The 11,725-nt window shown below is 72.9% G+C and carries 12 protein-coding genes; 6 read left to right on the plus strand and 6 right to left on the minus strand.

Translation table 11 applies throughout. From position 1 onward, the window contains the following. Positions 1 to 81: 81 nt before the first annotated feature. Together DPQ23_RS03285 and DPQ23_RS03290 are read right to left on the minus strand one after the other, a co-directional pair. A complete protein-coding gene (locus tag DPQ23_RS03285) occupies positions 82 to 936 on the minus strand; it encodes an SDR family oxidoreductase (protein ID WP_112873202.1) in 855 nt (284 codons plus the stop codon). Beyond that, complete coding sequence (locus DPQ23_RS03290; RefSeq protein WP_112873203.1) at positions 933 to 1,934, minus strand: LLM class flavin-dependent oxidoreductase; 1,002 nt, start codon at positions 1,932 to 1,934, stop codon at positions 933 to 935. Before DPQ23_RS03290 ends, DPQ23_RS03285 begins: the two co-directional genes overlap by 4 nt. 123 nt (positions 1,935 to 2,057) lie before the next feature. Here DPQ23_RS03290 and DPQ23_RS03295 point away from each other — a divergent pair, with 123 nt between their 5' ends. The 3 genes from DPQ23_RS03295 (at position 2,058) to DPQ23_RS03305 (ending at position 5,442) form a co-directional block, all read left to right on the plus strand. Beyond that, positions 2,058 to 3,548 carry an AMP nucleosidase gene (locus tag DPQ23_RS03295; protein WP_112873339.1) on the plus strand — a complete coding sequence of 497 codons (1,491 nt, stop codon included), beginning with the start codon at positions 2,058 to 2,060 and terminating at the stop codon, positions 3,546 to 3,548. 203 nt (positions 3,549 to 3,751) lie between these two features. Beyond that, positions 3,752 to 4,051 (plus strand): HU family DNA-binding protein, encoded by a 300-nt coding sequence (locus tag DPQ23_RS03300; RefSeq protein WP_112873204.1) that lies wholly within the window; start codon positions 3,752 to 3,754, stop codon positions 4,049 to 4,051. A gap of 74 nt (positions 4,052 to 4,125) precedes the next feature. Then, positions 4,126 to 5,442: an MFS transporter gene (locus DPQ23_RS03305; RefSeq protein ID WP_112873205.1), complete on the plus strand. Its 1,317-nt coding sequence runs from the start codon at positions 4,126 to 4,128 to the stop codon at positions 5,440 to 5,442. Positions 5,443 to 5,484: 42 nt separating this feature from the next. Here DPQ23_RS03305 and truB read toward each other — a convergent pair whose 3' ends face one another. The 3 genes from truB to rbfA are packed head-to-tail and all read right to left on the minus strand — an operon-like array spanning position 5,485 to position 7,611. Beyond that, positions 5,485 to 6,384 (minus strand): tRNA pseudouridine(55) synthase TruB, encoded by a 900-nt coding sequence (gene truB / locus DPQ23_RS03310; protein WP_112873206.1) that lies wholly within the window; start codon positions 6,382 to 6,384, stop codon positions 5,485 to 5,487. Next, on the minus strand, positions 6,384 to 7,139 hold the full coding sequence (locus tag DPQ23_RS03315; RefSeq protein WP_112873340.1) for a phosphodiester glycosidase family protein: 756 nt from the start codon (positions 7,137 to 7,139) through the stop codon (positions 6,384 to 6,386). Before DPQ23_RS03315 ends, truB begins: the two co-directional genes overlap by 1 nt. Beyond that, on the minus strand, positions 7,129 to 7,611 hold the full coding sequence (rbfA, locus tag DPQ23_RS03320; protein ID WP_112873207.1) for a 30S ribosome-binding factor RbfA: 483 nt from the start codon (positions 7,609 to 7,611) through the stop codon (positions 7,129 to 7,131). Before rbfA ends, DPQ23_RS03315 begins: the two co-directional genes overlap by 11 nt. An 85-nt stretch (positions 7,612 to 7,696) precedes the next feature. On the opposite strand from rbfA, the gene dapB reads away from it, so the two are divergent. Next, on the plus strand, positions 7,697 to 8,503 hold the full coding sequence (dapB, locus tag DPQ23_RS03325) for a 4-hydroxy-tetrahydrodipicolinate reductase (RefSeq protein WP_112873208.1): 807 nt from the start codon (positions 7,697 to 7,699) through the stop codon (positions 8,501 to 8,503). A 225-nt stretch (positions 8,504 to 8,728) separates the two neighbouring features. After that, positions 8,729 to 10,027, plus strand: a complete 1,299-nt coding sequence (locus DPQ23_RS03330) for a D-amino acid dehydrogenase (protein ID WP_420818562.1) — start codon at positions 8,729 to 8,731, stop codon at positions 10,025 to 10,027. A gap of 3 nt (positions 10,028 to 10,030) precedes the next feature. Here DPQ23_RS03330 and DPQ23_RS03335 read toward each other — a convergent pair whose 3' ends face one another. Further along, entirely contained in the window at positions 10,031 to 10,186 is a 156-nt protein-coding gene (locus DPQ23_RS03335) for a DUF1674 domain-containing protein (protein ID WP_240602391.1), read from the minus strand. A gap of 128 nt (positions 10,187 to 10,314) precedes the next feature. Between DPQ23_RS03335 and DPQ23_RS03340 the strand changes: the two genes are divergently transcribed. Then, positions 10,315 to 11,682, plus strand: coding sequence for an RsmB/NOP family class I SAM-dependent RNA methyltransferase (locus DPQ23_RS03340; protein WP_112873211.1), 1,368 nt, complete (start codon positions 10,315 to 10,317; stop codon positions 11,680 to 11,682). The last annotated feature ends 43 nt before the right edge of the window (positions 11,683 to 11,725 follow it).

Genomic DNA, 11,725 nt, shown 5'->3' on the forward strand with positions numbered 1-11,725 from the left:
CAGGGACGGCGCCGGCCCGGCCCTGCCAGCGGCGGTTCGCGCAGACGACAGCGGGCACCGGCCGCGGGTGCGGCGTGGCCCTCAGTCGCCCCCGCCGTTCAGCAGGGCCGCCAGCCCCGCCCGGTAATCGGGATAGCGCAGCGTGATGCCCAGGTCGCGCTTGATGCGGTCATTCGCCACCCGCTTGCTTTCGGCATAGAAGCTGCGCGCCATCGGCGTCATCTCGGCGGTGGCGAAATCCTCGGCCGGGGGGATGGGCGCGCCGATCAGCGCGGCGGCATGGGCCAGCACGTCCTGCGGGGGGGCGGGATCGTCGTCGCAGACGTTGTAGATCGCGCCCGGCGCCGGCCGCGCGATCGAGGCCGTCAGCACCTGCGCGATGTCCTCGGCGTGGATGCGGGAAAACACCTGCCCGGGCTTGATGATGCGCCGCGCGGTGCCCGAGCGGATCTTTTCGAACGGCCCCCGTCCGGGGCCATAGATCCCCGCCAGCCGGAAGATGTGCAGCGGCAGGCCGTGGGCCGCGGCCAGCGCCTGCCAGGCGGCCTCGGCGGCGACGCGTTCGCGCCCGCGGCGGGTGGCGGGGGTCAGCGCGGCGGTTTCGTCCACCCACGCCCCCTGCCGGTCGCCATAGACGCCGGTGGTGGACAGATACCCCAGCCAGCGCGCCGGGCTGGCGGCGATGGCCGGGCCGAAATCGCGCAGCGCGGGGTCGCCGTCCGGTCCCGGCCCGGCGCTGAGCAGGATCGCGTCGGCGCGGGCCAGTTCGGCGCGCACCGCGTCCTCCTCCCCCGGCCAGCGCAGGGGCGCGGCGCCTGCCGCCTGCACGCGCGCAGGATCGTCGCGGGTGGTGCCGGTGACGGTCCAGCCCTGCGCGACCAGCAGCCGGGTCAGGAACCCCGCCGAATAGCCGTGGCCCAGCGTCACCAGCCTCATGCGGCGGCGCTGCGGGACGACAGGCCCATCACCTCGGCCCCGATCGCATAGGACCGCAGCCGGGCCTGTTCGTCCCAGATGTTGCCGGTCAGGATCAGCTCGTCGGGCCGATACTGCGCGATCAGCGCGTCCAGTTGCGCCTTGACCGTGTCAGGCCCGCCGACCGCGGTGATCCGCAACGCGGCGTCCACCAGCCGCTGCTGGTGGGGCGCGACATGGGCATCGAGGTCATCCACGGGGCGCGGCAGCAGCCCCGGCTGGCCCGACCGCAGCCGGGCAAAGCTGATCTGCTGGCTGGTCTGCAAGCGGCGCGCCTGCGCGTCGGTGTCGGCCGCAAACAGGTTGGCCGCCAGCATGAACCGCGGCGCCTCGCCCCAGGGGCCGGGCTGGAACCGCTGGCGATACAGGCGCACCGCCTCGTCCAGATCGTTCGGGGCGAAATGCGACGCGAACGCATAGGGCAGGCCCAGCGCCGCCGCCAGGCTTGCGCCATACAGCGACGAGCCGAGGATCCACACCGGCACGGCCGTCCCCTGTCCGGGATGGGCGGCCACCGCCAGGTCGGGGCGGGGCGGGCCGAGATAGGTCAGCAGCTCGATCACGTCGTTGGGGAAATCGTCGTTGCGCGACAGGCCGCGGCGCAGCGCGTGCATCACCGCGCCGTCGCCCCCCGGCGCGCGGCCCAGCCCCAGGTCGATGCGGGGGCCATGGATGGTGGCCAGGGTGCCGAACGCCTCGGCCACCGCAAGCGGCGCGTGGTTGGGCAGCATGATGCCGCCCGCGCCCACCCGGATCGTGCGCGTGTGATCGGCCACATGGCCGATCAGCACGGCGGTCGCGGCGCTGGCGATGCCGGGCATGTTGTGGTGTTCGGCCAGCCAGAAGCGGGCATAGCCCAAGGCCTCGGCGGCCTGGGCCAGCCGGACGGACCGGCCGATGGCGGTGCGGGCGTCGGCCCCCTCGGGGACGGGGGCAAGATCGAGGATCGAGAGTTCCATGACTGACAGATAGGGGCGTCGGGGACCCGTTGCCAGCCCCGCGCGCCCCCCGCAGCCCCGCGCAGCCCCACGGGCACGCTTGTCACCGCCGGCTGCCCCTGTCAGCATGGCGGCATGGACGAGATGCGGATCGACAGGACCAGCCGGCTTTTGCCCGTCGAGACGCCCGACCCGGTCGAGCGCGCCTATTTCGACGATCCCGCCGCCGCCGTGGCGCGGCTGGTCCAGCTTTACGACCGCGCCACCCGCTTTCTGCTGGACCGCTTCATGGCGACGCTGGGGGGACGCGAGCCGCGCGCCCGGTATCGCGCCTTCTACCCCGAGATCCGGCTGACCACCTCCAGCCACAACATGGGGGATTCGCGGCTGGCGTTCGGCCATGTGCCGCTGCCGGGCAGCTATGCGGCGACGATCACGCGCCCGGATCTGTTCGGCGACTATCTGGTCCAGCAGATCGGGCTGCTGATCCGCAACCACGGCGTTCCCGTCGCCATCGGGGAAAGCGACACCCCGATGCCGGTCCACTTCGCGGTCGCCACCCGCAGCGACCTGAACGTCCCGCAGGAAGGGGTGCTGGACTATTCCCTGCGCGACGTGTTCGACGTGCCCGACCTGGACACGATGAACGACGACATCGTGAACGGCACTGCCGGGCCGCTGCCCGACGGCACCCGGCACCTGGCGCCCTTCACCGCCCAGCGGGTGGATTATTCGCTGGCCCGGCTGGCGCATTACACCGCGACCCTGCCCGAGCATTTCCAGACCTTCGTGCTGTTCACCAACTATCAGTTCTACGTGGACGAGTTCGAGGCCTTCGCCCGGCGCGCACTGGCCGATCCCGCGTCCGGCTACAGCGGGTTCGTGGGGCCGGGCAACCACCTGATCGAACGCGCCGACGATGCCTCGGTCCCGGTCGCCAAGACCCCGCAGATGCCGGCCTATCACCTCAAGCGGCCGGACGGGCAGGGGATCAGCCTTGTCAACATCGGGGTGGGTCCGTCCAACGCCAAGACCGCGACCGACCACATCGCGGTGCTGCGCCCGCATGCCTGGCTGATGGTCGGCCACTGCGCGGGGCTGCGCAACAGCCAGCGGCTGGGCGACTATGTGCTGGCCCATGCGTACCTGCGCGAGGATCACGTGCTGGACGACGACCTGCCCGTCTGGGTGCCGATCCCGGCCCTGGCCGAGGTTCAGGTCGCCCTGCAGGACGCGGTGGCCGAGGTGACGCGGCTGGACGGCTACGACCTCAAGCGCATCATGCGCACCGGCACCGTCGCCACCATCGACAACCGCAACTGGGAACTGCGCGACCAGTCCGGCCCGGTCCAGCGCCTGTCGCAGTCCCGCGCCGTGGCGCTGGACATGGAAAGCGCCACCATCGCCGCCAACGGGTTCCGGTTCCGCGTCCCCTATGGCACGCTGCTGTGCGTCAGCGACAAGCCCCTGCACGGAGAGCTGAAGCTGCCGGGCATGGCCACGGATTTCTATCGCACCCAGGTCGCCAGCCACCTGCTGATCGGCATCCGGGCCATGGAAAAGCTGCGCGCCACGCCGCTGGAGCGGCTGCATTCGCGCAAGCTGCGCTCGTTCGACGAAACCGCCTTTCTTTGAAGGGCTTTCGCGGGGCGACGCGCGGCCGGGCCGCGGCGCGGGGGCTTCTGTGCCTTTTTGGGCCGAACCGGCGCCTTCGATGCGCGCGGGGATCAAAAAGGCTTGAACTGCCGGTAAAAACCCGCTGTAGCAGTGCCCATGCCACCGTTCCGTGGCGCGATTTTGGCCCGCACGGATGCGGGTGACATGAGGAGACAGGTCCGATGGCCACAGCCCCTGCGAAACCCATGACCAAGACCCAGCTGGTCGCCGCGCTTGCCGACGAGATGGGCAGCGACAAGAAGACCGCGTCCGCGGCGCTGGACGCGATCCAGTCGCTGGTCGCGCGGGTCGTGTCCGAAGGCGGCGCGCTGACGCTGCCGGGGATCGGCAAGGTCGCCTGCCGCGCCCGCCCGGAACGCCAGGTCCGCAACCCGCAGACGCAGGAGATGATGACCAAGCCCGCCGACAAGGTCGTCAAGGTCACGGTGGCCAAGGCGCTCAAGGACAGCGTCAACGCCTGAAGGGCAGAGACATCGGAAAGGGGTCGCGCAGCAGCGCGGCCCCTTCTTCATTAACGCGACGGGGGAACCGCGCCATGAATCGCACCGTGGACGACGCATTGGCCGAGGCGGGGGCCGGGCGCTTTCAGCGCCGCCTGCTGGGAATCTTCGGCCTGGTCTGGGCGGCCGACGCGATGCAGGTCGTGGCCGTGGGCTTTGCCGCCCCCTCGATCGCGCGCCAGTTCGGCGTCGACATGCCGACCGCGCTGCAGACCGGGACCCTGTTCTTCCTGGGCATGTTCATCGGCGCGGCGCTGTTCGGCCGTCTGGCCGACCGCATCGGGCGGCGCAACGTGCTGATGGCGACGGTGGCCTGCGACGCGGTCTTCGGCATCGCGTGCGTCTTTGCGCCCAGCCTGACCGCCCTGCTGGCGCTGCGCTTCCTGACCGGCGTGGCGGTGGGCGGCACGTTGCCCGTGGACTATGCGATGATGGCCGAGTTCCTGCCCCCGAAGAACCGCGGCCGCTGGCTGGTCTGGCTGGAGGGGTTCTGGGCCGTGGGCACGCTGGTCGTGGCGCTGACGGCCTGGTATGCCGCGACGTCCGGCATCGCCCAGCCGTGGAAGCTGATCTACCTGGTGGCCGCGCTGCCCGCCTGCCTGGGGATCTTCCTGCGGATGTGGGTGCCGGAATCGCCCATGTACCTGCTGCGCCGCGACCGCGAGCCCGAGGCGCGCGCCGTTGTCAACCGCGTCCGCATCGCGAACGGCGCCCAGCCGCTGCCTGCGGAGGCGCGCCTGATCCTGCCCGCGACCGCGCCCGTCCCGCAGGGGGGCATCATGGCGCCTGCGCTGGCGCGCACGACCGTCGCGGTGCTGGCGGTGTGGTTTCTCGTCTCGCTGTCCTATTACGGCGTGTTCGTCTGGCTGCCGGGCAAGCTGGCGACCGACGGGCTGGGCTTTGTCCGCGGCTACGGATTCCTGGTGCTGCTGGCGCTGGCGCAGCTGCCCGGTTATGCGCTGGCCGCCTGGGGCGTGGAAAACTGGGGCCGCCAGCGCACGCTGCGGATCTTCCTGATGCTGTCGGCGGCGGGCTGCCTGCTGTTCGTGTCCGCGCAGGCCACGCTGGTCGTCGCGGCCGCCCTGCTGCTGATGAGCTTTGCGCTGCTGGGGACCTGGGGGGCGCTTTATGCCCTGACGCCCGAGGTCTATCCGACGACGCTGCGCGCCACGGGCATGGGCACCGCGGGGGCGGCAGCCCGGCTGGGCGGGCTCGCCGCGCCGTCGGTGATGGCGGCGCTGGCCACGCGGGATTTCAGCGCCATGATCGGGCTGTTCGCGGGGCTGCTGGTGCTGGCCGCCCTGGTGTCGCTGATGATCGGGCGCGAGACGCGGGACGTGTCGATCGCCTGATCGCCTGATCGCCGGCCGCGCCGCTGCTGCTGGCGGCGCGGGTCAGCCGGCCGGCGGGACGAACACGCGCGAGGGATGCACCTCGCCGCCCAGGTAGCGGCCGATGCCGATGGCGCGGCCCTGATGGCTGACCCAGACCTCCGACCCATAGTCGGCGATGCCCAGCACCTGACCGGGGTTGCCATGCCCGATGCGGATCGCGCCCTGGTCGGTCGCGCGCATCTCGGGCAGGTCCAGCGCCGCCTCGATGGGGCGCAACGCGGCCTCAAGCTCGGCCATGGCGGCGCGGTCCACGCGGTCGAAGGGGATCGCGTCGGCCACGTCGAACGGTCCCGACCAGACCCGGCGCAGCGTGGCGACATGGCCAAGGCAGCCCAGCGCGCGGCCCAGGTCGCGGGCGATGGCCCGGACATAGCCGCCCTTGCCGCAGACCATCCGCAGGTCGGCGTCATCGGGCCAGGCCTCCCGCAGCTCCAGCGCCTCGACCCACAGCGGGCGGGCGGCCAGATCGACCGCCTGGCCGTCGCGGGCCAGGTCATAGGCGCGCGCGCCGTCGACGCGGACCGCCGACACCGCCGGCGGCACCTGCAGGATGTCGCCGCGGAACGCGGGCAGTGCGGCCTCGATCTGCGCGGCGGTGGGGCGCGCATCGGACTGGCGCAGCACCGCGCCGGCCGCATCGTCGGTCGCGGTTTCCGCGCCCCAGGCCACCGTGAAGTCATAGGCCTTCAGCGCCTCGGTCAGGTAGGGCACGGTCTTGGTCGCCTCGCCCAGCGCCACGGCCAGCAGGCCGGTCGCGTCGGGGTCCAGCGTGCCGGCATGGCCCGCCTTGCGCGCATCCAGCGCCCAGCGGACGCGGCCCACCACGTCGGTCGATCCGATCCCCGCCGGCTTGTCCACGATCAGCCAGCCGGAAATGTCGCGGCCCTTCTTGCGTGCCATCAGGGCCCCTCGACCAGTCCGATGATCGGGCCCAGCCGCCGGCCCCAGTCCGCGCGGCCCAGGGCCGGCGCGTAAAGCCGGCTGATCGAGCCGTCCAGATACAGCGCGTTGGGCGCGCCCAGCCCGTCGCGGAAGAACCGCGCGAATTCGTGAAACGTCACCGCGCGGTCCGAGATCACGAACCATGCCGTGCCCATGTCCCCCGACACGCCGACGCCGTTGCGGACATGGCGGCTGTCGCTGTCGGGCAGGAAACGGGGATGCAGTGCGCCGTCGATGACCAGCATCGGCCCGGACTGCGTGGCCAGACGACAGTGCGGCTGGACGCGGGCAAAGCGGCGGCTTTCGATGACCTGGAATGGCGCCCTGGCGCCGACGCAGAAGACGCCGTTCGGCCGCATGCCGAAGTTGCCGCCGCCGCCCGCGGTCACCACCGCGCCGCGTTCCACCCCCTCGGCCCGGTACAGCCCGACCGGCGCAAAATCGGCGTGATACATCCCCGCGTTCATGGCGAATCCCAGCACCTCGCCGGGGGCAAGCTGGGCGCGCACGGCGGCGAAATCGCCCAGCACCCGGCCGTCCGGTCCGTCCAGCCACAGCCGCAGCTTGCCCTGGTCAGCCGCCTCGACGGTGCAGACCGCATAGCCCGCGCCCTCGAACTGGCGGGTGTCGCACAACTCGGCCACGGCGGGCAGGGTCATCGCGACCAGGCCGCCCAGCGCCAGCCCCAGCCGGCGCCTCAGCTCAGCGATCATCGTCCCGGCCGGCGTCGCGCGCGGCCTCGGCGCCGGCATCCCAGTCTTCGCCGTCCTCGCCGTCGTCGCCGTCCTCGGTCCCGGCCTCGACGTCGCGGCGCACCCGGTCGTCGGCGAACAGCCGCCTTGTGTCGTCCATGCGGTCGAACGTCTCGTCCAGCACGAACCGCAGGTCGGGCGCGTATTTCAGCGTCATGTCCTTGGCGACATGGTGGCGCAGTTCGCGCGTGTTGCGGCGCAGCGCGGCCAGCGCCTCCTCGGCGCCCTGGCCGCCCAGCGGCAGCACATAGACCGTGGCGACCTTGAGGTCGGTCGAGGTGCGCACCTCGCCCACGGTGATCGAGTGGCGGTTCAGGTCGGGGTCGTGCACGTCGCCGCGCAGCAGAACATCCGCCAGCTTGCGGCGGATCAACTCGCCCACCCGCAGCTGGCGCTGCGACGGACCGGAACCAGGGGGGGAACGATAGGCCATGGCCGCAGATGTAGGGGGTCGCGCGCGCCGCGGCAACCGGATAGACCGGCCGCACGCAGGATCAGGCGGCCGTTGGGGGGCGTGCATGGAACAACCCGGTATCGTCATCACCGGCGTCTCGGGCCGGATGGGCCGGATGCTGGCGGGCCTCGTTGCCGCCTCGGACGCCTGTCGGCTGGTGGGCGCGGTCGAGCGCGAGGGCCACCCCTGGGTCGGGCAGGATGCGGGGACCGCCATGGGCGGCGCGGCGCTGGGCGTCACCGTCACCGACGACGCGGTCGCGGCCATCGCCCGGGCGCAGGCGGTCATCGACTTCACCACCCCTGCGGCGACGGTGGCCTTTGCCGAGCTGACCGCGCAGGCCCGCGCCGTCCACGTCATCGGCACGACCGGCCTGTCGTCCGACGACCTGGCGCATATCGCCGCCGCCGCCCGCCACGCCCCGATCATCCGCGCCGGCAACATGAGCCTGGGGGTCAACCTGCTGGTCGGGCTGACCCGGCGCGTGGCCGCAGCCTTGGGCGCGGACTGGGATATCGAGATCGTCGAGGCCCATCACCGCATGAAGGTGGACGCCCCGTCCGGCACCGCGCTGATGCTGGGCGAGGCCGCGGCCGAGGGGCGGGGCGGCGCGCTGTCCGACCTGCGCGTGCCCGCGCGCGAGGGGATGACCGGCGCCCGGGTCCCGGGCAGCATCGGGTTTTCCGCGATCCGCGGCGGCGACGTCGTGGGCGAGCATGACGTGATCTTCGCCACCGACGGCGAACGCGTCGTGCTGCGCCATCTGGCCACCGACCGCGCCATCTTTGCCCGCGGGGCGCTGCGCGCCGCGCTGTGGGGGCAGGACAAGGGGCCGGGCGAATACGACATGGCGGACGTGCTGGGGCTGTGACGGCGTGCCAGGGGCCTTTGCCGCCCCCTTGGGACGCTGATGCAGCCGCTGTCCGCGGGTGATTCGGCGGCGCTTTGGGACGATCGTCGAAGATTGTTCGGCCAGGTGGCGCTGATCCCGAAGAAAACTCTGCGGCAGCGTCCGTGCGCGCCGCAAATCGCAAGCACATTTCCCCGTGTTTCGACGATGGTTCCTTTCGTCGCATCGACCGGGGGGGTTAGCGGGATGAAGATCGTCGTTCTGGGTGCAGGGGTTATCGGCGTCACCAGTGCCTGGGCGCTGGTCCGCGCGGGCCATCAGGTCACGGTCGTGGACCGCCAGCCCGCCGCCGCGATGGAGACCAGCTTTGCCAACGCGGGCGAGGTTTCCCCCGGTTATTCGACGCCCTGGGCTGCGCCGGGCATCCCGCAAAAGGCGCTGCGCTGGATGTTCCAGCGCCATGCGCCGCTGGTGCTGCACGCCTCCGCCGATCCGGTCCGGGCGGGCTGGATGGCGCGGATGCTGGGCAACTGCACGTCCGACGCCTATGCGGTGAACAAGTCCCGGATGATGCGGATCGCGGAATATTCGCGCGACCGGCTGGGGATGCTGCGTGCCGAGACCGGCATCCGCTATGACGAGCGCACGCAGGGCACGCTGCAGGTGTTCCGTGACGCCAAGCAGGTCAAGGCCGTGCAGAAGGACATCAAGGTCCTGAAGGCCGACGGCGTGGCGTTCGAGGAGCTGGACGTGGACGGCTGCATCGCGGCCGAACCCGGGCTGGCGCAGGCGCGTCACCGGCTGGCCGGCGGCCTGCGCCTGCCGGGCGACGAGACCGGCGACTGCCACATCTTTACCCAAGGTCTTGCGGCGCTGGCGGCGGCGCATGGCGTCGTGTTCCACTATGACACCACCATCCACGGGCTGGAGGGCACGGCCGGCCGGATCGAGGCGGCGCTGACCTCGGCCGGGCGGCTGACGGCGGACGCCTTTGTCGTGGCGCTGGGCAGCCATTCGCCCGCGCTGGTGCGGCCCTTCGGGATCAGGCTGCCGGTGCATCCGGTCAAGGGCTATTCGCTGACGCTGCCGATCGTGGACGAAAGCCGCGCCCCGGTCAGCACCGTGATGGACGAGACCTACAAGGTCGCGATCACCCGTCTGGGCGACCGCATCCGCGTGGGGGGGCTGGCGGAACTGGCCGGCTTCGACCTGTCGCTGTCGCCGCGCAGGCGGGCGACGCTGGCAAAGTCGGTGGGCGAGCTGTTCGGGGGGGCGGGCGATCTGGACGCCGCGACCTTCTGGACCGGCCTGCGACCGATGACGCCGGACGGCACGCCCATCGTCGGCGCGACCCCGGTTGGCAACCTGTGGCTGAACACCGGCCACGGCACGCTGGGCTGGACGATGGCGGCCGGGTCGGCGGCGGTGCTGGCCGACCTGATGACCGGCCGCACCCCCGACATCGAATCGGGCGACCTGGGCTATGCCCGCTATCTGCGCGGGGCCCGCGCGGCGCAGCCGGTGCTGCGGCCCGCCGCGGCCTGACGGTCAGAAGTCGACCGCGATCCCCTTGCGTTCGTAATCGCCGAAGCGGACCGGCTCGGGCCCGTCGCGGCCCCCCAGTTCGGGCGGCAGGTCCAAGGCCTTGGCCTCGCGCCGCCGGGCCTCGGCCTCAGCCAGGGCGCGGCGGGCGGCGGGCGGCAGGTCGTCAGGGCTGGCGTCGGCCTGGGTCGTGGTGTCCGGTCCGGCCGGCGCGTCTGGCGTGTCGTCGATCATGGCAAACCCCGCTGCGGTTCTGTATCACCCTCTTTCAGCTAAGCGCCGGAGAGCCGATGAACAAGCGCGACGACACCGCACCCGCCGGGGCCGGCGCGCGCCCGCGCCGCGCATCGGCGCCGCGCGGTCCTGCGGCGGCCAAGCCGAACCCCGCGCGCAGCGCCGCGCACGCCGGCGACACCCGCGACAAGGCGGTCGATCCCGCCCGCCAGGGCGCGCTGCGCCTGCTGGCCGCGGTGCGGGAGGGCGCGACCCTGTCCGAGGCTGCGGGCGCGCTGGACCGGCTGGCCCCGCCAGACCGTGCCCGCGCCCAGCGGCTGGCCGCCGACACGCTGCGCCACAGGGGCCGCGCCGACGCCGTGCTGGCGCCGCTGCTGACCGGCCGCACCCGCCCCGGAACGCTGGACCTGCTGCGCCTGTCGGTGACCGAGATGCTGGCCCTGGCCGAGGCGCCGCACGGCGTGGTCAACGCCGCCGTGGCGCTGGCCCGCGCGGGCGGGCCGAAATCCGCCGCCGCCGCGGGGATGGTCAACGCCGTCCTGCGCCGCGCGGCGGACGCGCGGGCCGCCTGGGACGCGGCCCCGCCCGTGCGCCTGCCCGACTGGCTGCGCCGCCCCGTGGCCGAACGCTGGGGCGAGGCTGTCGCCGCCGCGATCGAGGCCGCGCAGGAACGGCCCGCGCCCCTGGACCTGACCCCGAAGGGCGACACGCCCGGCGAGGCCCTGCCCACCGGCAGCCACCGCCTGCCCGCGGGCACGCAGGTGTCGGCGCTGCCGGGCTATGCCGCGGGGGCGTGGTGGGTACAGGATGCGGCGGCCGCGCTGCCGGCGCGGCTGCTGGACCCCCGCCCGGCCGAGGCGATCGCCGACCTGTGCGCGGCGCCGGGCGGCAAGACGATGCAGCTTGCGGCCGCAGGCGCCGATGTCACCGCCATCGACCTGTCGCCCGCGCGACTGGACCGCGTGGCCGAGAACCTGGCCCGCACCGGCCTGACCGCCCGGCTGGTCGCAGCCGACGCGCTGGACTGGCGGCCCGGCGCGCCGCTGGACGCGGTGCTGCTGGACGCGCCCTGTTCGGCCAGCGGCACGATCCGCCGCCACCCCGAGCTGCCGCTGATCCGCGACGGCGCGATGATCCCCGATCTGGTCGCGCTGCAGGCGCGGCTGATCGACAGTGCGCTGTCGATGCTGGGGCCGGGCGGGCGGCTGGTCTATGCCGTCTGCTCGATCCACCGGGCCGAGGGCGAGGCGCAGCTTGCCGCCGCGCTGGCCCGCCATCCGGGGCTGGCGGTCGAGCCGCCGACGCTGCCGGGGCTGGACCCTGCCTGGATCACGCCCGAGGGGGCGATCCGCACCCGTCCCGACCACTGGGCGGACCGGGGGGGCCTGGACGGCTTTTTCATGGTCCGGCTGCGGCGGGCCTGACCCGCGGCGTGGGCGCTGGACCTTGCCCCGTTCAGCCGCTAGG

The organism is Paracoccus endophyticus, assembly GCF_003286075.1.
GTDB lineage: Bacteria > Pseudomonadota > Alphaproteobacteria > Rhodobacterales > Rhodobacteraceae > Paracoccus > Paracoccus endophyticus.

Excerpts from the sequence above, each read along its gene's own strand:
- DPQ23_RS03285 (WP_112873202.1), bottom strand. The coding sequence starts at position 936 with ATGAGGCTGGTGACGCTGGGCCACGGCTATTCGGCGGGGTTCCTGACC.
- DPQ23_RS03290 (WP_112873203.1), bottom strand. The coding sequence starts at position 1,934 with ATGGAACTCTCGATCCTCGATCTTGCCCCCGTCCCCGAGGGGGCCGAC.
- DPQ23_RS03295 (WP_112873339.1), top strand. The coding sequence starts at position 2,058 with ATGCGGATCGACAGGACCAGCCGGCTTTTGCCCGTCGAGACGCCCGAC.
- DPQ23_RS03300 (WP_112873204.1), top strand. The coding sequence starts at position 3,752 with ATGGCCACAGCCCCTGCGAAACCCATGACCAAGACCCAGCTGGTCGCC.
- DPQ23_RS03305 (WP_112873205.1), top strand. The coding sequence starts at position 4,126 with ATGAATCGCACCGTGGACGACGCATTGGCCGAGGCGGGGGCCGGGCGC.
- truB (WP_112873206.1), bottom strand. The coding sequence starts at position 6,384 with ATGGCACGCAAGAAGGGCCGCGACATTTCCGGCTGGCTGATCGTGGAC.
- DPQ23_RS03315 (WP_112873340.1), bottom strand. The coding sequence starts at position 7,139 with ATGATCGCTGAGCTGAGGCGCCGGCTGGGGCTGGCGCTGGGCGGCCTG.
- rbfA (WP_112873207.1), bottom strand. The coding sequence starts at position 7,611 with ATGGCCTATCGTTCCCCCCCTGGTTCCGGTCCGTCGCAGCGCCAGCTG.
- dapB (WP_112873208.1), top strand. The coding sequence starts at position 7,697 with ATGGAACAACCCGGTATCGTCATCACCGGCGTCTCGGGCCGGATGGGC.
- DPQ23_RS03330 (WP_420818562.1), top strand. The coding sequence starts at position 8,729 with ATGAAGATCGTCGTTCTGGGTGCAGGGGTTATCGGCGTCACCAGTGCC.
- DPQ23_RS03340 (WP_112873211.1), top strand. The coding sequence starts at position 10,315 with ATGAACAAGCGCGACGACACCGCACCCGCCGGGGCCGGCGCGCGCCCG.